We start from the raw sequence: 22142 nt of genomic DNA, 5'->3' as shown, positions 1-22142 counted from the left end.
AATGTCTGTAAATCGGACACTAATTTAATAAAAAATTTAATATTTATGTCGCAATATATTGATATTGAGTCACTTAATCAACAGATCAGCATAGAAAGCGCTTTTCTGGATGGTTTGTTGGAAATGCACAGTTCGGTAATCGTCGGACAGAAGCATATGATGAACCGGATGATGTTGGGATTGCTGACCCGCGGGCATATCTTGCTGGAAGGATTTCCAGGCCTTGCCAAGACATTGGCCATTAAAACGCTTGCAAGTTCGATAGATGCCAGTTTCAGCCGCATACAGTTTACACCTGACTTACTTCCTGCAGACATCATCGGTACCCTGATCTACAATCCTGCTGACCACAATTTTTCTGTGCGCAGAGGTCCTGTGTTTGCCAATTTCATATTGGCTGATGAAATCAACAGAGCCCCTGCGAAAGTTCAATCTGCCCTCTTGGAGGCCATGCAGGAGAGACAGGTCACCATTGGAAAGGAGAGCTATAAATTGGAGGAACCTTTTTTAGTGTTGGCAACTCAGAACCCGATTGAACAGGAGGGCACCTATCCGTTACCGGAAGCGCAGGTAGATCGATTTATGATGAAAGTAGTTGTGGGTTATCCAAATATGGAAGAGGAGCGGGAGATTATGCGAAGGAATTTAAATGGAGAAATTCATAAGGAAATTAAACCGGTGATTCATGTGGCGGATATTTTGAAGGCGAGACAATCGGTGAATAAAATTTACCTGGATGAAAGAATTGAAAAATACATCCTCAATTTAATTTTTGCCACCCGAAATCCGGGTGATTATAAGTTGGCTGATTTAATTCCGCTGATAAATTATGGCGCATCGCCGCGTGCGAGTATTTTTTTGGCACAAGCAGCAAAGGCAAATGCATTTCTTAATAGAAGAGGTTTTGTCATTCCGGACGATATACAGAATGTGGTGAAAGACATTCTCAGACATCGCATAGGACTGAGTTATGAAGCAGAGGCCGAGAACATCAATCAGGAAAATATTATTTCCCGGATATTGTCGAAAGTGGAGGTGCCCTAGTATCCAAAACTTATCAAGCTTATCATGACGCCTTCTTTGAAAAAAATTGTATATACAATGACCTTGTGTGCTTGGCTGGGGGGGATGTATCATCCAATGTCCGCACAAGCTGATCAGCGAATTGAAGAAGTTAAAAATCTTTTTTTGAATAAGGATTTAGGGGTTTGGATTAATCAATACATTGGAGACAATAACCTGGGTCACAAAATTATTCTGACACTTGGAAATGATCAACGTGAATGGAAAGGATTTATTCAGAACATGAATACTGGAGAAAAATTGACGCTGGAAGGAAAGTACCATCGCCAGGATTTGAAATGCATTTTATCTGATACCTCCGGCAAAAAATGGGGACAAATGGTGGGGATGTACAAGGACAGTATTCTGCAGTCAGAGGTGATGAAGCAGGATAAAAGTTCGGGATATCTTCTGCAGTTAAAACAAACACCCCGCACCACCATGATTAATTCAGAATGTCCTCCGGGGCTGAGTTATCGTGAGTTCAGAACAGCTGACAACAATTATTTTTTGCACCTTCAATGTTATGAAGATGCAAGAGTCTCCGGATACATCGGTTGCATAAAAGACTCTACACTTTTTTGGTTTAAGGGAAATTGTAAAGACGTTAATTGCAACTGGATAGAATTAAATGTGCGTCAATGCAACCAAGCTTCTAAATTTAATGCTGAACTTAAATTTGAGAAACAAGGTCAATTCAAATTGATCACTGACAGTATCATGTTCCCAAACAATATGATATTTAATCTGGCAAACGCAGTAAATTTCACTTGCAGCAATCTGACGCAGGACAGGACATCAGCCAATATGAAAAAAATCGCGCTGGAAGACAAAGGTTTTAATAAATGGCTGACCATCATTACCCAATCCTGGTTAACCAAAGTTTTTACAGAGGTGTCTGCTCCAGAAGAAAACCACAAAGTATATTCTTTCGGTGTCCAACTGGATTGGGTAAATGAGTATTTTATCAGCGGCACTTTGCAGATCAGATGGCCCGGACAAAAAGGCATACAATTTTCTCCATTGAATTTTAATAGAAGAAATGGAGATGAAATTTCTCTGGGGGATATTTTTGATAAAGATGAACAGTTTGAAAACATCCTGCATGGTTTTCTTGAAGAAACTAAAAATCAATATTTGGAAGTGAACAATGAAAAATTGAATCACTTTATTTTACTTGATCCATTTAGTAACTGGACACTTCTTCCTACCGGAATATGTTTTTCCACCCAACGCAGTCCGTTGTGGGGTGAATATAAAATTTTTCTACCCTACAGCAAGGTGCAGGATAAATTAAGAAGATCAGGGCCTTTGAAGAGAATTTGGTAAATTATGGAAGTACAGGAACTCTTAAAGAAAGTAAGGCAGATTGAAATCAAGACAAAGGGCTTGAGTAGACAGATTTTTTCAGGTGCCTACCACAGCGTTTTTAAAGGACGGGGGATGTCGTTTTCAGAAGTGCGGGAATATGTGGCAGGAGATGATGTGCGACACATAGACTGGAACGTTACTGCACGTGCCGGACAGACTTTTGTGAAGGTTTATGAAGAAGAAAGAGAACTTACGCTCATGCTGATGATAGATGTCAGCAAATCTACCTATTTCGGAACCACAGAACAATCCAAAGCAGCGTGGATTACGGAAATTGCCGCCGTACTGGCATTCTCCGCCACACAAAATCAGGATAAGGTAGGTCTCATATTATTCAGCGATCAGGTGCATCTTTACATTCCGCCTAAGAAAGGCAGGCAACATATTCTGAGAATCATCCGAGAAATAGTGATACCGAGGAATCAAAAAGCAGAAAGCAATTTGGATGTGCCACTGCAATACTTGAATGGGGTTTTGCATAAAAGATGTATTTGTTTTGTGTTGTCCGATTTCCAACTTTCAATTCCTGAAACCACTCTCAGGATTGTTGCTAAAAGGCATGATGTGATTGGCATTCAAATTTTGGATCCTCTCGAAATCAGCATGAAAAATGTAGGGCTCATTCATTTGGTGGATGCCGAGAACGGAAGTCGCATGACGATGGATACGGCAGACCAACATTGGATAAGAGCACATGAAAGTTTGCAGAGCGCACATCAGCAAAAGACAAAGACTGCTTTCGTGAAAAGCAAGGCCGATTTTCTGGCCATTGACATCAGAAATTCATATATATCCACTTTGTTGCAGTTTTTTAAAAGAAGGAGTAAATGAGCATCAGGTCAGTTTTACTTTTGATTTTTATTCGGTTGTGCTTCATGCAATCAATGCATGCGCAAGTTGATTTTAAACAATCGCTCGATTCAACCTTCATGTTCATTGGAGACCAACAAATACTCACACAAAAAAGCAAGAGTCTGGAATTTCAGGTGGATCCTTTAGCCTATGTAGATACGCTTTCGTGGATGGAAATTCTGGAAAAGGGCAGCTGGCAACAACTCCCTGACAAATCCTATGAACGTAAAATTCGATTTACAGTATTTGACAGCGGACAGTACCTTATTCCTGCATTCAACATCCACTACAGAAATGATTCCGTGGTCAGTAATCCATTGCAATTGGATGTTTCTTTTGTTCCTGATAGCCTCCAGGAATTGAGGCCCATCAAAGATATTATTGAAACAGATGCTCCAAATTATTTTCCATATTATTTAATCGGAGGCATTTTAGTCCTGGCAGGGATGCTCTTTCTTTTGTATTTATTTTTTAAAGCAGACAGCATTTCACCCGGAACTATTGAATACAAAATTCAGGAAACCGCATTGCAGAAAGCGTTGCGGAACCTGGATGAATTAAATTCACTGAAACTTTGGCAGCAAGGAGAAATTAAAATTTATTATGATCGCTTGACCGATATTGTAAGAAAGTATATTTCTGATGCCTTCTATCTTCCAGCTTTGGAGTCAACGACCGAAGAATTGATAGAAAAGATGACCCATTCAGGAATGGATTACAAGCATTTGCAGGATCTTAAAATTGCATTGAAGGAAATCGATTTGGTAAAATTCGCCAACCTTCACCTGGACATCAGTAAGCATCAGCATTATTTGGATTTTATGCGAATGTTTATGGAATCAAATGATTCAATAGGAAGAATGCTGGATGTGCAAAACAAAAAAACATTTGAAAAAATATTAGGTAGTGAATTAGCTTCTCAATTCGAAAATCCACAAGAGGAGGTACCAAAAAACCTCTTGGATTTGATCGGCCCATTTGGACATAAAGAATTTGTATTGATATCCGGTTTGGTAAATAAAAATACATTCTCATTGCCAAAACAATGGGTACTGCTTCATGAAAGAAAGGTTGGGCAATTATTCAGATGGCACAAGAATCTGGTAGATAAAACCGATCAACCTGCGCTGAGAGTGATGCTGATTGTCATGGCACTTCCGTTTATTGCTGTTTTTCTTCCCTTCCTGATGATCATCGCTTTTTGGAAAAATGAAAGGCTCATTCAATCGGGATTATTTGGTTTAAGCAAACAACAAAAGCTCATTTTGAATTATAAGGAATTATGATCAACTGGTTCAGTCAATTGGAATGGCAAAATCCCTGGATGCTCTTACTGCTGGGCATATTGCCATTTTTGTGGCTTCGCAGAATAAGAAATGAGAAAAGACAGGAAGTAGAATTGGTTTTTCCTACTTTGATGCATTTACCGTTACGAAGTAGCTGGAAGATTTATCTGTTGCGCATATTACCTTATTTCAAGATTCTGGCACTTGGATTTTTTATATTGGCTTTGGCCAGACCACAGTGGGTATTGCGTGAAGAGAAAATAGAAGCAGACGGCATTGATATCTTTCTGGTCATGGATTTATCTTCCAGTATGCTGTCTCAGGATTTTAAACCCAACAGACTTGAGGTGAGTAAGCTGGTGGCCAAAGATTTTATTGACAAAAGATCATATGACCGCATTGGTCTTGTAGGATTCTCCGGGGAAGGTTTTACACAATGTCCGCTTACAGTAGACCACAATGTTTTGAATCATTTGTTGGGACAATTGGAATGTGGTTTTTTGGAGGATGGTACGGCAATCGGAATGGGATTGTCCACCGCGGTGAATCGTTTAAAAGATGACAGTCTGACCAGCAGTAAAGTGATTATTTTAATTACAGACGGTGTAAATAATGCAGGAGAAATCAGTCCTGATCTGGCAGCTGAATTGGCAAAAGTGTACCGCATAAAAATTTATTCCATCGGTGTAGGAAGTACGGGAGAGGCCTATTCTCCAATTGGCCGACAGGCGAATGGCGAATTTGTTTTTGGCATGGCGCCCGTCAACATCGATGAAAGTCTGCTGACAAAAATTAGTTCATACACCGGAGGAAAATATTATCGTGCAACCAATACGGAACAGTTAAAGGAAATCTACAGTGAAATTGATGCATTGGAAAAAACTAAAATTGAAGTCAAGACATTCCGAAGATATTCAGATGAGTTCAGACCATTTGTATTAGTGGGTGTGATACTCATTTTATTGCAATGGTTGCTTGGTAGTTTGTTAAATCCTTTAATGCCTTTGAAAGATGTTTAGGATAGAAGAGATAGGGTATATGTTATTGATGGTATTGTTACCATTGTTGTGGGTAATGCGAATCTTGTTTCAAAAGAGATCCCAAAAATTATGGACCAGTTTAGGGAATCTGGTTCAATTAAAAAGATCAGCCTCGTTTGATGGCTCATCAGAGTTGCGAAAATTTATTTTTCTCAGTACTTCCTTTTTTTTAATCATCATTGCATTGGCCAATCCTCAATTTGGTCAAAAAAGAGAAAAGGTCAAATCACAAAGTGCGGAAATATTTATTGCGTTGGATGTTTCACAAAGTATGGAAGCATCGGACATCAGACCTTCACGTCTTGCGCGTTCGAAATTGTTGATTAAACAGCTTACTGAAAATTTTGCGGCCGACAAAATTGGGTTGATCAGTTTTGCAGGTGATGCTTATCTTCAATCACCCCTCACAACGGACATCGCAACCATTCAGCTTTTGTCAGAAATGTTGACACCTGCCTCTATGCCTTCACCGGGAACTTCCATTTCAAGTGCCATCAAAATGGCCATGAAGTCATTTCCGAAAAAAGATGGTTATCATAAATTGTTGATATTAATCAGTGATGGTGAGGATCATGAAGGAGAATCTCTCGAGTTGGCTAAGCAAGCTGCTGAGGAAGGAATCAGCATAGTGAGCATCCCCATTGGAACAGAAGAAGGAGCCTACGTGCCCAATCCTCCAGGCGCGGCGGAAGCCTTTAAACGCGATAAGAATGGAGAATTGATCAAAACAAAACCCAACCGAAGTTTGCTACAGGAAATCTCCAGTGCAGGTGGAGGTGGTATGCTTGAGCTCGAACAAGGAGCACAACTTTTTGAAGAGCTCAAAAAGAAAATGGGCAATATGATGAAAAAGGATTTGAGTTATCAATCTTTTAATGATTATGAATCCTATTACCAGTGGCCTTTATTTTTAGCTTTATTATTGTTGATTTTAGATGGATTTTTTAATTATAAAAAAGCTTTGTAAAAATGAAAATCCTGATTTTATTTCTTTGGTTTTCAAGTGGGTTTTTGTTGGCTCAGAATCCTGAAATGTGGTCGCGCAAAGCAGATAAGTTATACAGGGATTCAAATTTTCTGGAAGCGGAAGAAATGTACCGCAAGGTAAATGGAATTAAGCCCTATTTTGATCAACAGTTTAATATAGGAAACAGTCTCTATCAACAAGGGAGATTGGATGAAGCAAAATCTGCTTATGAAAAAAGCCTTGGTCAGGAAGGGGCCGATGATCAGAAAAAATCAAATGCATTTTACAATTTGGGTAATACTCATTTTGCAAAGAAGGAATATGATAAAAGTGTGGAAGCTTATAAACAATCATTAAAACTAAATCCCCGGGACAAAGAAACCAAAATTAATCTGGCACAAGCATTGCAGCAACAAAGAATTCAACAACAGCAACAACAGCAACAACAGCAACAACAACAACAACAACAGCAACAGCAACAACAACAGCAACAACAACAACAACAACAACAACAACAGAAGGATAAAAAAAGTCCGGAAGAAAAACCTGACGCGGAAGAAAATCAGTCACCGAGTAATGGTGACTTAAAAAAAGATGAAGCTGAGCAGCTGCTTAAAATGGTGGATGATAAGGATAAGAAAGTGAAAGAAAAGCTACAGCGGATGAACCGCAAGAAAGAAAGAAGAGAAAAGGATTGGTAGGTTCTTCATTTTTCAATTGTTGCGTTGGAGTGTTTGAATAATTTTTGTGGAAAATTTGAGGCACTTTTCGAAATTATTTTTCATTGCATGAATTTTAAGAAAAGGGTTAACTTTAAGACCCTTATTGGAACCATGTGAAAAGATTAATCTTACTTTTTTCTATTTATACTTCGTTGGTTTATGGGCTTATAGCCCAGTGTAACTTTAAAGTCGATGCCGGAAAGGACATGCTGGTCTGCCGTCCGGGCGATATGGTTACTTTAAATGGGAAGATCACTGGTAACCCAAAGGAATTTTTTTGGGAACCTACCATCAATCTCAGCGGACCAAAGTCTCTGACCCCTAAGGTCACCGTTTTTGGTCCCATGACTTACTATTTGGTGGCTAAAGGACTTGACCCAACCAATCTAGTCATCAATGGGACTTTTAGTTCGGGTAGAACCGGATATACCACTGATTATGCAGTGGGATCTACACCATGTTATGGTTTTGGGTATTTGGATTGTGAGGGAACTTATGATGTAATAACCAATCCTCAGTTGGGACACTCTGCATGGGGCAGCTGTGGGGATCATACCTCCGGAGGTGGACTTATGATGGTGTTGAATGGAGCGGCTAGTTTGCAGAATGTATGGTGTCAGCAAGTGCCGGTAATGCCGGATATGGATTATGAATTTTCTTTTTGGTGTGCATCTGTGTCCCCTGCTTCCCGGCCATTCTCCAGGTAAGTGTGAATGGAAGTACCGTTGGTCCGATTTTTAATTCAAGCGGGGCGGTGTGTGCCTGGGAGAAATTTTTTGCATCCTTCAACAGTGGAGGAAATACCAGTATTGAAATCTGCATCGTCAATCAAAATACCGCCACCGGTGGAAATGATTTTGCCATTGATGATATTGTGTTGAATAAAATTTGTGAAATCAGAGATACAGTAGAGGTTGATGTGCAGGAAATTATTGCAGAAATCGAAGATCCTGAAATCATTACCTGCGATAAGTACATCATACAGTTGAATGGAAACGGTTCTTCCAAAGGTCCGGGTTGGACTTACCAGTGGACCGCTTCACCCGGAAAAATTCTCAGTGGTGACAAAACCTTGCAACCTACGATAGATGGACCCGGAACTTACAACCTTACTGTGTGCAGTCCTTTGCCAAACTGTTGCAAAACTGTTACGGTAGAGGTCATGGGAAATAAAACTCCGCCGGTGATAAATCTTTCTACCAAAGACACCATAGGTTGTGGAAAGAATTTTGCGCTGATCAAAACAACTACCAGCGATCAGGATGTCACCTATGACTGGAATGGTCCCAATGGTTACAATGCCGATGTAAAAGATCCTTTGGTTTTCGAATCAGGTACTTATTACGTTACCGTAACGGATGCTTACAATTGTAAAAGAATAGATTCAATTAAAATTATTGGTCGTGCCGACAACCCAAAAATTGTGATGAATGCCAATTCCATCAATTGCAAAACGGACAGCAGCTTTCTCAACGTAAATTCTTCTATTCCTAATTCAATGTTCGAATGGAGCGGTCCAAAAGGTAAAACAAAAACCGGACCCAATTGGACTACCGCAGACAGTGGTCTTTACTATGTAAAAACTACTACACCTTCAGGATGTATCCGTTTTGATTCTGTGTATGTGGCAGTGGATAAAAATAAACCTCAAATTGATTTTCATGTGGACACCATCAACTGTCTGCAAGATTCAGCAACCTTGATCATAAATCGCAACAGCAAGTACAAGAATTTATTTATCTCTGGAACCGATGGCTTTTTGCAACAGGATTCTTTTACTTATAAATTTTTTAAAGCGGGTAAATATAAATTCTCCCTGGAATCCAATAATTTCTGTCAGGATTCTTTAGTGGTGGACATTGTTCGTGATACGGATAAACCAGTACTTTCTTCAAAGGACGATACCCTCAATTGTCTACGCCGTTTGACTACCCTTGCAGGTCAGACAAATGATCCGGGTGCAGTGTTAAATTGGAAAGACCCGTTTGGTAATCGTTACCAGCAAAAGGATTTGACCGTTGATTATGGCGGCGATTTTATTTTTTCTGCTGTTTCTAAAAACGGTTGTGCAGACAGTATACTGATAAAAGTAACCGTGGATACGATTGCTCCAAAATTGAATATTGCCACGGATACACTGAATTGTTTGCACCCGGATTTTATTGTAAAGCACAATGGCGATTCTTCTTCGATCATCTTTGATTGGACGGGTCCGGGAGGTTTTAATTCAAAAGAAACATTTCCATCTATTTCAAGATCCGGTAACTATAAACTAAAAATTTCTGCTGCAAACTTTTGTGAAAGTATCATTGACTTTGCAGTAACAGAAGATTTTAATCGTCCTCAATTATCGGGAAGAGATGATGTATTAAATTGTTTGCTGGATTCTATTAAACTTTTTGCCAACGCTGTTAATCACGATGGTACCTTGGAGTGGAAATTGAATAACAATTATTTTTCCGATGTACTGAATCCTTTTGTTAAAAATCCAGGCGACTATCTGCTGATTGCACACAACAGGAATGGCTGTAAAGATTCATTAATCCTAAAAATCATTGCGGACAGAGACAAACCTGATCTAACCGTGCTGGGCGATACACTTGATTGCGCAGTTAAAAACATTACCCTTACTGCTTTATCCAGTAAAGACTCTTTAAATTATCTCTGGTCTGGCCCCGGCACCTTCAACTCCACTCAAAAAGATGTCAGCATTTCATCAGGAGGAGTTTACAAAATCAAGGTTACGAATCCAAGAGGCTGCTCTTCTGAATTGGATTATGCAGTCGTGCAGGATACCGCTTTGCCAAGGTTTGTTTTAAAAGGAGACAGTCTGAATTGTAAGAAAACCCAGATTGATCTCTCATACATTTCAGCGACCCAGAATCCAAGGATCAGTTGGATAGGTCCGGGAAGTTTTAATTCCAATCAGAATACCGTCAAGGTAAACAGAGGAGGATATTATATTTTAAATTTGCAGACTGCAAACAATTGTGCTTACACCGACTCTATTTTTGTATTCCAGGATACCGTAAAACCAAATCTGATTGTTGCAGGAGATACGATTAATTGCAATAAAAGAATTATTACACTGAAGGCTCAGACTGCATCTGCATCCTCTTTGATAGAGTGGACCGCCCCTTCAGGACAAAAGCAAACCATCCGCGATCTTTCTACTGCAGAAGGTGGAAGATTCAGTGTAAGGGTGACTGCAGCTAATTTCTGCACTCAGGATGCAATACTGGATGTGCCGGTGGATACTATGAAGCCTGTAATTCAAATTGCAAATGACACGATTTCATGTCTTAATCTACAAGCCGATTTGTTGGTTAAACTTCAGAACCTGCAGGACAAGGTGCGATGGACCGGACCGGGAGGGTTTACAAGTAATTTACCTTTAGAAAAAACAAGTGTTCCCGGATTGTATCAGCTCATCGTTACTTCAGGAAATGGTTGTGCAACACTGGGTTTGTTAAATATTTTTGCAGACACGACACGCCCTCAGATTACTGCAAATGCGGACAGCATCAATTGTAAAAATCTTGAATCCACTTTAAATGTTTTTGGAGATTTATCCGGCAATAGAATTAGCTGGACAGATGCTCAGGGAAAAAATATTTCCAATCAGGCCGTGCACAAAGTTTCCACCGCAGGAATTTATCAAGTGAGTGTTGAAAATCCTGTGAATGGCTGCAAGACTGTTAAACCGGTTCAGGTAATTGAAGACGCCAATTTGATAAAAGATGTCAACCTGAAGACGGTCTCCCCGATCTGTGGAGATTTGTTTGGTTCGATCAGTATTTTGAGTTTGGTAGGTGGGCACGGTAATTACAAGTACTCCCTCGATCAGGGCCTAACATTTAGCAGTAAACCAGATTTCAGTAAACTGAGTCCCGGTTTTTATGATTTGCTCGTGGTAGATGATGCGGGATGTGAATTTATCAAAATTTTGAAATCATCCAGACACCATTTATCATAACTGATTTACCACCGGAGCTGCAGTTGGATTTAGGATCTGAAGAACAGTTGTTGTTGACTATTAACATCGATCCTTCCAAAATTAAATCAGTAGAGTGGTCACCGGTTGCCGGATTGAGTTGCAGCGATTGTCTGAATCCTGTTGCAAAACCATTGGTCAATACAGACTACACGGTGAAAGTTATCGACGAGAATGGATGTGAATCTATTTCACTCATTAAAGTGAAAGTTAAAACGCCGGATGTCTATGTGCCGAATGTGTTTGCACCTAATGGAGACAATATTCACGATCGGGTTTTTGTGTACGGACCCGACAATGAAGTAATAAAAATTAATGTCTTTCAAATCTTTGACCGTTGGGGAGAAAAAGTGTTTGAAATAAAAAATACATTTCCCAATCTACCTGATCATGGATGGGATGGGAATTTCAAAGGTCAGAAATGTAATCCGGGAGTTTATGTATACTGGGTTGAAGTGGAAGCTTTGAATGGTAAAAAATGGACCCTTAAGGGCGATGTAACATTACTAAGATAAATTGAAGAGTTAATGAAGTGTAATTGGATACTAATTCTGTGTGCAGTATTTTTTTCTTTCCAGGCTGGAGCACAATTAAAATTAAGAAGTGAGCAATTTGTTAACCCTTCTTCGGTGGCCTCCATGCCTAATGGCTGTAATATTGTAGTGAATGCAGGGCCCGACATCACCATTTGTGAAGGTGTGGGAAAACAGTTAAATGCAAATGTCAGTGGTGGCTTTAGTTCTTATACCTGGGATCCACCGGATGGCTTGAGCAACCCCAATGTACTCAATCCGGTAGCCAATCCGATGTCCACCACGACATACACCTTGACAGCAAGAGGCATGTCCGGCAACAAATTTCTCAACGGCGGATTTGAAAATGGCAGCATCGCTCCATCGACTTCCTCCTATACTCCATACACCAACATCAACAATTTTGTGATGTCCACGGGTGGATATATGGTGATGTCGGTACCGCAGATTGCCACTGCATTTGGTTGCAACCCAAACATCGGAGCATTTACCATGGCCATCACACCTACCGGACCTGCAGTAAATATACTTTGTCAAACCGTTACGGTAAATCCCAATACAGTTTATAAAATTTACTTCAAAGTTTTTGGTATCCTTTATATACTTGGCTCTCCACCTTCCATTGGTGTGAAGATCAATGGAAATTTAATTGGGCAGGTGGATGCATTAAGCGGATTGTGTCTGGAGAATGACGGAACTTTTACCTGGAATTCAGGGGCTTCCACCTCAGCAAATATTTGCTTCGCAAATTATGGAGGTACAGGGATGTTTAGTCTGTGTGGATTGGATGATATTTCATTTATTGAATGCTGCGAAGAAAAGGATGAAGTCACGGTAACCGTTTATGAACTCATGGCGGACATTGCGCAGCCGGATGACATTGATTGCAATAACAGACCGCTCACTCTGGATGGTTCAGGTTCTTCATCCGGTCCTGGTATTACTTATGAATGGACCACAACCAACGGAAAAATTTTAAGCGGAGATAAAACCAACAAGGTGGTCATTGATGCGCCGGGAACATATAAGTTGAAAGTGCTCGGACCTTTTGGATGTACCGAAGAAGTCAGTGTTACCGTAGGAGGTAGTGTGAAGCCACCGGATCTGACGCTGAAAGCAACAGACATTGATTGTAAAAATCCAAAAGGATCTATTGATGCAAAGTCAAGAGTTCCCGGAGTTACCTTTGATTGGTCCGGACCCAACGGGTACACCTACACCCGATCAACTGATTTCAACATTACAGAACCGGGCGATTATGATATCACCATCACAGATGATTACGGTTGTAAAGCCACCGGAAAAGTAACCGTCAAAGATTTAAGGACAGATGTTGATTTATCCATCGATGGTGACACCATTCGTTGCGGACAAGACTCTGTTTTGATTACCGGATATTCCGTCAGTGCAAAACCAAGTTTTGAATGGACCTATCCCGGTGGAAAGAAAATATTGAAGCAAAGCATTTTTGTAAAAGATACCGGTTGGCATTATCTGCGGGTAGTTGATTCAACCGGATGCGAAAAAACAGATTCCTTTTTTGTGGTCAATTTTAAATCCAGCGTTCCGGTAGATTTTATTACGGATACCATTAATTGCAGAAATTCTATAGTGGATGTCAAGTTGAAAAATACAGACACCACGGGCACGTTGCAATGGTCCGGACCGAATGGTTTTGTTTCTTCGAAAAAGCAAATATCAGTCAGCGATTCCGGCTGGTATGTTTTGCGTTTGTTGACAAAAGAAGGATGTCCCGGTTTCGATTCAGTTTATGTTGCCATGGACAAGACCATTCCGGATCTTGGAATTTCCAACAGCGATACTTTAAATTGTTTAAAAACATCTGTGCAAATATCTGCTACCAGCAATACCGCCGGTGCGAGATTTGACTGGTTAGGACCTCAGGGAATCTTAGGCAATAACAGCAGTTATGCTGTTACGGATTCCGGAGATTACATACTCATCGTTCAGGCGCCAAATGGTTGTCTGAATTCTGCAATGGTCAAAATTTATAAAGATCTGGATACTCCACAATTAGTGCTCATCAATGATACATTGGATTGCATCAAACTGAATCATCAACTAGAGGTGTCTACAGATGATCAACTGAAATACAGTTGGAGTGGACCAAATGGATATACTTCTAATCTGAGAAATCCTGTTGTGAGTAATCCCGGCGAATACATAGTAGTCGTAACCGGTAAAAATGGTTGTCCTAAAACCGGTGCAATTCTTTTGTCAGAAGATAAAAATTTACCCGCTTTAAGTCTGGATGCAGATACCATCAATTGTTTCAACAATGGAATTGTGCCAAGCGTAAATGCAGATCCTCAGGTAACATCCTTTGCATGGACCGGTCCAAATAATTTTTCTTCATCTCAATCTGCTCCGCTGATTAATCGGGGAGGGATTTATATTTTAAAGATTATTGGAAAAAATGGTTGTGAGAACTCAGATACTGTGCAAGTTCTGGAAGATGTGGTCAAACCAACTGTCTCCTTAGCTGCCGACACCATCACCTGTAAGACCACTGCCAACATCAGTTTAAAATCCATCAGTCCAAATTCAACATTCAATTGGACAGGTCCTTCAGGATTCACTTCAACTCAGGCAATAACACCGGTTACAAAACAAGGTTGGTATATCATTGAAGTTACAGGCCCCAACGGTTGCATAACGCTCGACAGTGTTTTTGTTTTTCAAAAAGATGTATTGCCGGATGTATTTACCAAAGGGGATACTTTAAATTGCAATAAACTTCAGACCAACCTGCAAGGTGGATCCAGCACCCAAGGTGTCAGGTATGAGTGGACCGGGCCGAATAATTTTAGCTCCATGCAGCAAAATCCTGTTGTTCAGGATTCCGGAATTTATATCTTGAAAGTGATTGATGCGAATGGATGTGAAGCTACCTCGCAATTGTATCTTGCAAAATTTGGAGACTTACCGGATATCAATTTGAAATTGGTAGACTCTTTAAGTTGTAGAAATAATCAAGGCGTTTTATTGGTCAGCAGCACACAGAATATCAGTTCAATTACCTGGACTGGCCCAAATGGATTTACCAGTAATGTAGATTCTGCAAAAGTTCGTGAAGCAGGATTGTATACGGTAAAAATTACCAATGCCTTCGGATGTGAGCGAACAGATACCATTCGTGTTTTTGATTTTAGAATTTTACCCGATGCCCAACTGCGAAACGATACCATCACCTGTAACAGGAGAATGATCAATTTGAATTTGATAGCATTAGACAATACCTTGCGATTTAATTGGGCCGGTCCAAATAATTTTTCCAGCACGGATAAAAATCCGGTCGTATCCGGTGGTGGTACCTATCAGGTCACCATTACCAATAATTTAAATTGCGAGCGGGTTTTAAATCTAAGTGTTGGCGTAGATACCTTGGCGCCTACTGTTGATTTGTTGGCAGATTCTATTACCTGTCTGAGGTCATCAGCTCCTGTAAGAGCGCAGATCAATCCTCAAGGCTTCAACATCCAATGGACAGGACCTAATGGCTTCAGAAGCGGTGTACCGCAATTTGCAGTGACTGTACCCGGATTGTACACTTGTGTAGTCACACTCAGCCGGAATAAATGCACCACCACAAAAACAGTTGAAGTGGTAGAAGATACTGCAAGAATCAGATCCGCACTCATTGACAGGACGGATGCAAGTTGCGGATTGGACAATGGAAGAATTGTAGTCACACAGATAAATGGAGGATCGCCCGCTTATCAATATTCATTTGACAATGGAAAAACATTCCAGGCCAATCCGGATTTCAACGGACTTCCGCAAGGAATGTACCAGATTAAAATCAAAGATCGCAATGGCTGTACTTTTGATCAAACGATCAACATCATCACTACCAGTGGTGTGGAATTGGATCTCATACCGGAAATTCAATTACAGGCCGGTACGCAACAGACCTTGAATCTTATCATTAAAAATAGTAGCAATCCTAAATCTATTGTTTGGTCTCCGTCGGATCAGCTGAGTTGCAGTGATTGTCCAAATCCCGTTCTCACAGCCAACAAAGATCAGGAAATCAAAGTAGTCGTAACGGATGAGAATGGTTGTACGGATGAAGCAGTTATCAAAATTAAAGTGACCACAGAGGTAAAAGTTTTTGTTCCATCTGTCTTCAGTCCCAATGGTGATTTGACCAATGATGTATTTTATCCGGTGAGTAACACAGGAGATGTTTTGGTGCAGCGCATGTTGATCATGGATCGTTGGGGTGCAGCAGTTTTTGATCACAGCAATTTTAAATCAGATGATCCATCTCAGGGATGGAACGGTACCTTCAAGGATGTGAAAGTGAATCCCGGAGTTTATGTTTATTACCTGGAAGTTAAAAATGGAGATGCCATACTGAAATATTATGGAGACATCACGGTGCTGAGATAAACTGATGTATGGTTTGGTAGCTAGCTTAAATCTATTTCCATAAATTAATTTCATACTGAAGAAATTTAATTTGTAATAAATGATAGCGGATATAGGAATTGAACTCATGCGATATTGCGATCAAAAAAGTTCGCCAATACCCGATTATCTCCAAATTTTAGAACGCAAAACTCATTTGTCAACTTTGTCACCACAGATGATGAGCAGTAGTTCGCAGGGTAGGTTGTTGAGTCTGTTGTCAAAGCTAAAAAAACCAAAATGTATCTTAGAACTAGGGACATTCACCGGCTACAGTGCACTGTGTCTGGCGGAAGGATTAGAAGAGGATGGCCTGTTGCACACCTTCGAGGTCGTGGATACCTATGATCACATCATTGAATTTGTAAAAAAAGAAATTCCACTGGCTTCCAAAATAATTTTTCATAAACAAGATGCTCTGGAGGGAATTAGTAATCTTGATTTGGAATTTGATTTAGTTTTCATAGATGCAGCCAAGAAACAATATCCGGAATATCTCGCGCTGGTTTCTCCGTTGATGAAAAAGGGTGCGTTGTTGATTGCAGATAATGTACTTTGGTATGGAAAAGTACTGGATGAAAAAAAGGATCAGGAAACCGCTGTGCTGGATCATTTTAATACCTTGGTGAGTGAAAGCGGAGATTGGGATGCATTCATTTTACCCTTGAGAGATGGGCTTACACTGGCAATTAAAAAGTGAACATGTGGGAATGGAAATCGCGTAAACAAATTAACACTGTTGAATGGAATGTGGTCCTGCAAGAAAGTTTTGAATCTAAAATAGAATGGTATTCAGAATATTTGGACATCAGTTGTGATCACTGGGGAGCATTTTTTAACAAGCAAAACAATCAAAGAATACCTGTAGCTTATAACCGAAAGTATTTTGGTCTGGCAAAAGTGTACCGTCAGGATTTTTGTCAGCAGTTAAACATCATAGGTAGAAACATTCCTTCGGAATCTGATTGGATGAGTTGGAAATCTGCTTTAGAGAAAAGATTTTATTTTGGTGCTGTGCAAACTCCATTTTTTTTTGAGGGTGCTAAAGAGCGAACCAATTTGATTCTTGATCTGGACAGTTATACACAAAATGGAATCAATGGTTTTTCTTCACATCATAAGCGAAGTATAGAAAAGACAACCAGCAGTTATTTTTATTTTGATTATTCTGTTTCAGTTGATGAATTAAAAAGTTGGTTGGATGTACATGCAAAAGAATTTTCTTATCTTAAAAAATTCAATCTTATAAGATTCAAGAGACTTTTGAATTGGTTGATTTCGAATGGGAGCGGATGGTTGCTGGGTGTGCGCTCTGCAGATCATGAACTTCTGTGCATAGGGGTGTTTACCGATGATGGAAGCAGAATCAGTTATCTGATTTCATTTAATTCAGAAGCAGGCAAAAAGCAAAAAGCCATGTATGCCTTGTTTGATCAACTCATTAAAAAATATTCTGCCACCCATAAGATACTTGATTTTGAAGGTTCGGACATTCCGGGTGTACGAAGATTTTTTGAAGGTTTTGGTCCTGCAAGAATTCCTTATTATGAACATAGCTGGAGTTTATTCAGCTGATATGGAAGAATTTTTTAAACTAAAAGGAATTCATTTTTTTTTAAAAATTCACCTTTTGTAAGCGAAATTACTTTGAAACTGGAGGGTATCAAACAACAGTGGTTATTTCGAGCTTCCCAGCTTGAAATTCACGTACATTTTAATTGGTACTACTTTAAATAAACGTAATGTTTGACGCTGGGATGACTGAACGATCTCTGCTTCAGCAGAGTATCGTGCGACAGCACGATAAGAGAAGGAACCGCGAAAGCGGCTAACGAAAGAATTTGAGAATTTGAGAATTTATGAATGAGGAAATGAGCTAATGAGATGACTGAACGATCTCTGGTTCAGCAGAGTATCGCGCGACAGCACGATAAGAGAAGGAACCCTGCCTGACTGCGTCGGCAGGCAGGCGCGAAAGCGGCTAACGGGAGAATTTTCGTGCGTTGGTTATTTCGAGCTTCCTAGCTTGAAAGAAAACGACCTTAAGTAATCATCTAAAAAAAAAACTCCCGACCTTATTCAGATCGGGAGTTTTTGGATCGTATATAATTTAGTGAATTATACTTTGGCTACTTTGGTTCCAATTTTTTGTGTTTTACTCGCTTTGATTTTTAGACTTTTTGAAAGGTCTACCAAAATTGGCGTGGCCACAAAAATGGAAGAATAGGTTCCTATGATAATTCCAACCATTAATGCAAATGAGAACCCTCTGATGCTGCTTCCACCAAAGAAGAATAAGATAACGATGGTGAGCAATGTTACGAGAGATGTATTGATGGTCCTGGACAAGGTAGTATTGATGGCGGCATTGATTAAGTCTTTTTCCGATCTGTCAGTATCCATTTTCAGATATTCTTTAATCCTGTCAAAAACGATTACCGTATCGTTCATGGAATAACCAATGACTGTGAGGATCGCCGCAATGAGCGCCTGATCAATTTCCATCGGGAAAGGTAAAATACCATGGAACAAGGAGAAGAAAGTCAACACCACTAAAGTGTCATGCGCCAATGCAATGATGGCACCTGCACTGTACTGCCATTTGTAAAAACGAATAAAAATGTACAGGAAGATGATCAACAAGGAGAATATAATGGCCTTCAAAGATGAATTCTTGATGTCATCTGCAATAACCGGTCCTACCTGGCTGTAGGAGATGATATGCGTTCCTCTTCCATCGTGGTTGTTGAATTCTTCAGTGGTTATTTGTGACCCGGTGGCTTCATTCACACCTTCCAGCAATTTTGCTTTTACTTTGTTGTTTACATCCGGGGAATTGTCGTTGATTAAGTAGGAAGTGGTGATGTTAAAGGTATTTTTGGTATCCACACTTTTAACGATCGGATTTCCTTCAAATGATTTCGTCAAGGAGTTTCTCAATTTTTCAACATCAACGTCTTTATCAAAATGCACATTGATGGAATACCCTCCTTTAAATTCCACTCCGAGTTCAAAACCTCTGGTAAAGAAGGAGACCAATCCAATGACCGTAAGAATTCCTGAAAAGATGTAGGCATATTTTCTATTGCCTACCCAATCAAAATTAATATTCTTGAAAGCATGAGCAGTCATTTTTGATGCAAATGACATAGTTCTTCCTTTGCCGGACCACCAGTCGATGATCAAACGTGAAACCAACACGGAAGTAAATACCGAGAATATGATACCGATGATCAAAACCAGGGCAAATCCTTTTACCGGACCTAATCCGTAGTAGAAGAGTACAATGGAAGATAACAAGGCCGTAACGTGTGAGTCTATGATGGCAGATAGAGAATGTTTAAAACCTTCTATAATGGATTGCAGATAAGTTCTGCCTGCAAAGAGCTCTTCTTTAATACGTTCGTAAATGATGATGTTGGCATCTACCGCCATACCCATTGTCAAAACCACCCCTGCAATACCCGGTAACGTTAACACGGTACCGAAAGAGGCCAAGGCAGCGAGAATGAAGACGATGTTTAAGAAAAGTGCTATGATGGATACAAAACCTCCTGCGGTATAGTAAATCAACATGAACAACAATACGAGGAAGAATCCACCCAATATGGACCAAAGTGATCTTTCAATATTTTCTTTTCCAAGGGATGGTCCAACCAAAGCTTCTTGAACTATTCTTGTTTTTGCAGGTAATTTACCAACCTGAAGAATGTTGGAAAGGTCTTTTGCTTCGTCAATGGAGAAGTTACCGGAAATCTGCGAACTTCCACCCAGGATAGGTTCATTTACTCTAGGGCAGGAAACCACTTCATCGTCCAGGGAGATGGCAATCTCACGATTGTTGTCCTGTGCTGCACGGGTAGTCATGTCGCCCCATATTTTAGCTCCTTTGCTGTCCATGGACAAGCTTACTACCGTACCTCCGGTGACATTATCCGGTTGAGCAAAAGCTCTCGTAACGCGTTCACCGTCCAAAGTAGCTCCCTCACTGCCCAATCTCTTCTTGATGGCATAAACCTCATATTGATTGGTAGTTTCGTTGGTGGTGCTGTTTTTGGAAGCTTTTGCAGCAAGCCTGATTTCTAAATCTGTAGGGAAAAGAGTCTTAATTTCAGATCTGTTTATCATGGTAAGGAACTTCTCCTTGTTCTGTTTTTCTACAACTCCCATCACCGCAGGAGCATAGCTTAAACCTTGCTGAGAAGCGCCATTTGGACTGAATATAGCGAACAAAGGTCCGCGATCACCCATAGGATCTAAATTGGTCGGAATGGTGTCTACACCTGCAAGGGTAGAATCCAATACATTACCGAGGCTGTCCCTATTATAATCGTATCTGTTTTGCAGTTTGAAATTTTTCTTCTCGACACTGGAGGTATCTCCGGAAGCCAATTGCTTTAATTTGGTATCTGCATTTACAAAAGCATCAAAGATTCCAGGGTCGTTCACCCTGAAAACATCCCAAAACTCAAGTTTGGCAGATGCCTGAAGGTATCTGCGCGCTCTTTCAGGATTGTCAATACCCGGCAACTCTACCAAAATCATGTCTCTTGTTTTATCAAGGGAAATGTTTGGCTGAATGGCACCAAACTTGTCGATACGATCCTTGATTCTTTTGAATGTAAGATCTACCGTTTCGTCTGCCATCTGGCGGATTACCCGATTCACATCGGCATCACTGGAATTGATGTTAATCTGATCTTTCAGCGTGGCAGATCTGGAAAATATAGAAGCAAGGTTTTTGCCTCCGGAAACTTTTTTATATTCATCTACAAACAAGCTGATAAAGTCAGCCTGGCTGTTTTTCAAACGCTCATTGGCGTTGTCCAAAGCAGTTTTGAAATTCGGGTCCTGATTGTTGCCTGATAGAGAAACAAGAAAGTCTCTCAAGTCAATTTGGAGGATGGTGCTCAATCCACCTTTGAGGTCGAGACCCAGCGCCAACTGTTGTTTTTTCAGGTCGTTGTACGTATAATCCTTGAGTAAAGGAATACTGAAAATGGTCCTGTCGGACATGGAATCCAGATATTCTATTCTGGCTTGTTTTTCGGCCTGATAAGCCAAATTTTCATCAGTGATGCCTGTGCTTTTAGTCTTAGCATAATCATTTGCATCGCTTTCAACCCTCATGGATGGAAGGTAATACATCAGTTGTACTACGCAGACGACCAACATGGCTATCAATAACCACTTAACAATACCCTTTTCCTTCATAATATGTGATTTCTATAATAGATTTTAAAAAACTCCGCAAATATACAGCTATTCGGCAGACTACAGCATGAAAAATCAGAAAAAAGAAGATGACATAGATAATAATATTTAATATATAAAAATTTGAATATTAATTATTATAAATATATTATATTTATTTAATATATTATAAAACTAAGAATAAAATGAAGAGGAAGTGACAGTCCGGCGGGTGGGTATAATGCATTGAATGGTAGATGAATTCCAATTGGGTAAAAGAGCTATCTTTGAAAAAACCTTCAGCAAGTGAGTGAAAAAATTAACATCGGAGCCTTTCAATGGGCGGATTTGACAGTACCCAATGCATTGGAAATCAAAGATTTTTATGCCAGGGTAATTGGCTTTTCGGTGCAGGAAGTATCCATGGGTACCTATGAGGACTTCTGTCTCAACAGTCCGACAGATGGTTTTACAAAAGCCGGAGTATGTCATTCAAGAGGGGCTAATGAAGGACTTCCTCCGGTATGGTTGGTTTATTTTAATGTAGCAGATTTGGAGGTAAGTCTGGTGGCTGTTCAGGAAAGCGGTGGCAAAATTATTTCAGGCCCAAAATCATATGGGGGATCCTCCAGATACGCAGTGATACAGGATCCGGCCGGAGCCTTCTGTGCTTTGTTCCAACATTAGG

15 protein-coding genes are annotated in these 22142 nt (G+C 40.1%); 14 read left to right on the top strand and 1 reads right to left on the bottom strand.

Going from position 1 to position 22142, the window contains the following annotated elements; all coding sequences use genetic code 11:
• The first annotated feature begins 45 nt into the window (after positions 1 to 45).
• From IPJ53_15050 to IPJ53_14990, 13 genes are all read left to right on the top strand, one after another.
• A complete protein-coding gene (locus IPJ53_15050; GenBank protein ID MBK7800417.1) occupies positions 46 to 1044 on the top strand; it encodes a MoxR family ATPase in 999 nt (332 codons plus the stop codon).
• Positions 1045 to 1101: 57 nt separating this feature from the next.
• A complete protein-coding gene (locus tag IPJ53_15045) occupies positions 1102 to 2391 on the top strand; it encodes a hypothetical protein (GenBank protein ID MBK7800416.1) in 1290 nt (429 codons plus the stop codon).
• A 3-nt stretch (positions 2392 to 2394) separates the two neighbouring features.
• Positions 2395 to 3264, top strand: coding sequence for a DUF58 domain-containing protein (locus IPJ53_15040; GenBank protein MBK7800415.1), 870 nt, complete (start codon positions 2395 to 2397; stop codon positions 3262 to 3264).
• The gene (locus IPJ53_15035; protein MBK7800414.1) at positions 3261 to 4571 is read left to right on the top strand and encodes a hypothetical protein; all 1311 of its coding nucleotides are present in this window, start codon (positions 3261 to 3263) and stop codon (positions 4569 to 4571) included. The genes IPJ53_15040 and IPJ53_15035 overlap by 4 nt, the downstream gene beginning before the upstream one ends.
• A 17-nt stretch (positions 4572 to 4588) precedes the next feature.
• Complete coding sequence (locus IPJ53_15030) at positions 4589 to 5590, top strand: VWA domain-containing protein (protein ID MBK7800413.1); 1002 nt, start codon at positions 4589 to 4591, stop codon at positions 5588 to 5590.
• Positions 5583 to 6578 (top strand): VWA domain-containing protein, encoded by a 996-nt coding sequence (locus IPJ53_15025; protein ID MBK7800412.1) that lies wholly within the window; start codon positions 5583 to 5585, stop codon positions 6576 to 6578. Before IPJ53_15030 ends, IPJ53_15025 begins: the two co-directional genes overlap by 8 nt.
• A gap of 2 nt (positions 6579 to 6580) precedes the next feature.
• Positions 6581 to 7279, top strand: a complete 699-nt coding sequence (locus IPJ53_15020) for a tetratricopeptide repeat protein (GenBank protein MBK7800411.1) — start codon at positions 6581 to 6583, stop codon at positions 7277 to 7279.
• A gap of 134 nt (positions 7280 to 7413) precedes the next feature.
• Positions 7414 to 8007 carry a hypothetical protein gene (locus IPJ53_15015; protein ID MBK7800410.1) on the top strand — a complete coding sequence of 198 codons (594 nt, stop codon included), beginning with the start codon at positions 7414 to 7416 and terminating at the stop codon, positions 8005 to 8007.
• Positions 7965 to 11276 carry a hypothetical protein gene (locus IPJ53_15010; GenBank protein MBK7800409.1) on the top strand — a complete coding sequence of 1104 codons (3312 nt, stop codon included), beginning with the start codon at positions 7965 to 7967 and terminating at the stop codon, positions 11274 to 11276. The genes IPJ53_15015 and IPJ53_15010 overlap by 43 nt, the downstream gene beginning before the upstream one ends.
• A gap of 23 nt (positions 11277 to 11299) precedes the next feature.
• On the top strand, positions 11300 to 11809 hold the full coding sequence (locus tag IPJ53_15005; protein ID MBK7800408.1) for a gliding motility-associated C-terminal domain-containing protein: 510 nt from the start codon (positions 11300 to 11302) through the stop codon (positions 11807 to 11809).
• A gap of 12 nt (positions 11810 to 11821) precedes the next feature.
• Positions 11822 to 16243 (top strand): gliding motility-associated C-terminal domain-containing protein, encoded by a 4422-nt coding sequence (locus tag IPJ53_15000; GenBank protein ID MBK7800407.1) that lies wholly within the window; start codon positions 11822 to 11824, stop codon positions 16241 to 16243.
• A gap of 79 nt (positions 16244 to 16322) precedes the next feature.
• Positions 16323 to 16961, top strand: coding sequence for a class I SAM-dependent methyltransferase (locus IPJ53_14995; protein MBK7800406.1), 639 nt, complete (start codon positions 16323 to 16325; stop codon positions 16959 to 16961).
• 2 nt (positions 16962 to 16963) lie between these two features.
• On the top strand, positions 16964 to 17836 hold the full coding sequence (locus IPJ53_14990; GenBank protein ID MBK7800405.1) for a hypothetical protein: 873 nt from the start codon (positions 16964 to 16966) through the stop codon (positions 17834 to 17836).
• A gap of 543 nt (positions 17837 to 18379) precedes the next feature.
• Here the strand turns inward: IPJ53_14990 and secDF are convergent.
• Entirely contained in the window at positions 18380 to 21475 is a 3096-nt protein-coding gene (gene secDF, locus IPJ53_14985) for a protein translocase subunit SecDF (GenBank protein ID MBK7800404.1), read from the bottom strand.
• A gap of 297 nt (positions 21476 to 21772) precedes the next feature.
• Here secDF and IPJ53_14980 point away from each other — a divergent pair, with 297 nt between their 5' ends.
• A complete protein-coding gene (locus IPJ53_14980) occupies positions 21773 to 22141 on the top strand; it encodes a VOC family protein (protein ID MBK7800403.1) in 369 nt (122 codons plus the stop codon).
• Position 22142: the final 1 nt, after the last annotated feature.

It is taken from the genome of Candidatus Vicinibacter affinis, from assembly GCA_016714365.1.
Taxonomy (GTDB): Bacteria; Bacteroidota; Bacteroidia; order Chitinophagales; family Saprospiraceae; genus Vicinibacter; species Vicinibacter affinis.
Note: the sequence above shows the minus strand (reverse complement) of the source record. Positions and strands in the feature narration are given on the sequence as shown.

Excerpts from the sequence above, each read along its gene's own strand:
- IPJ53_15050 (MBK7800417.1), top strand. The coding sequence starts at position 46 with ATGTCGCAATATATTGATATTGAGTCACTTAATCAACAGATCAGCATA.
- IPJ53_15045 (MBK7800416.1), top strand. The coding sequence starts at position 1,102 with ATGACCTTGTGTGCTTGGCTGGGGGGGATGTATCATCCAATGTCCGCA.
- IPJ53_15040 (MBK7800415.1), top strand. The coding sequence starts at position 2,395 with ATGGAAGTACAGGAACTCTTAAAGAAAGTAAGGCAGATTGAAATCAAG.
- IPJ53_15035 (MBK7800414.1), top strand. The coding sequence starts at position 3,261 with ATGAGCATCAGGTCAGTTTTACTTTTGATTTTTATTCGGTTGTGCTTC.
- IPJ53_15025 (MBK7800412.1), top strand. The coding sequence starts at position 5,583 with ATGTTTAGGATAGAAGAGATAGGGTATATGTTATTGATGGTATTGTTA.
- IPJ53_15020 (MBK7800411.1), top strand. The coding sequence starts at position 6,581 with ATGAAAATCCTGATTTTATTTCTTTGGTTTTCAAGTGGGTTTTTGTTG.
- IPJ53_15000 (MBK7800407.1), top strand. The coding sequence starts at position 11,822 with ATGAAGTGTAATTGGATACTAATTCTGTGTGCAGTATTTTTTTCTTTC.
- IPJ53_14995 (MBK7800406.1), top strand. The coding sequence starts at position 16,323 with ATGATAGCGGATATAGGAATTGAACTCATGCGATATTGCGATCAAAAA.
- IPJ53_14990 (MBK7800405.1), top strand. The coding sequence starts at position 16,964 with ATGTGGGAATGGAAATCGCGTAAACAAATTAACACTGTTGAATGGAAT.
- secDF (MBK7800404.1), bottom strand. The coding sequence starts at position 21,475 with ATGAAGGAAAAGGGTATTGTTAAGTGGTTATTGATAGCCATGTTGGTC.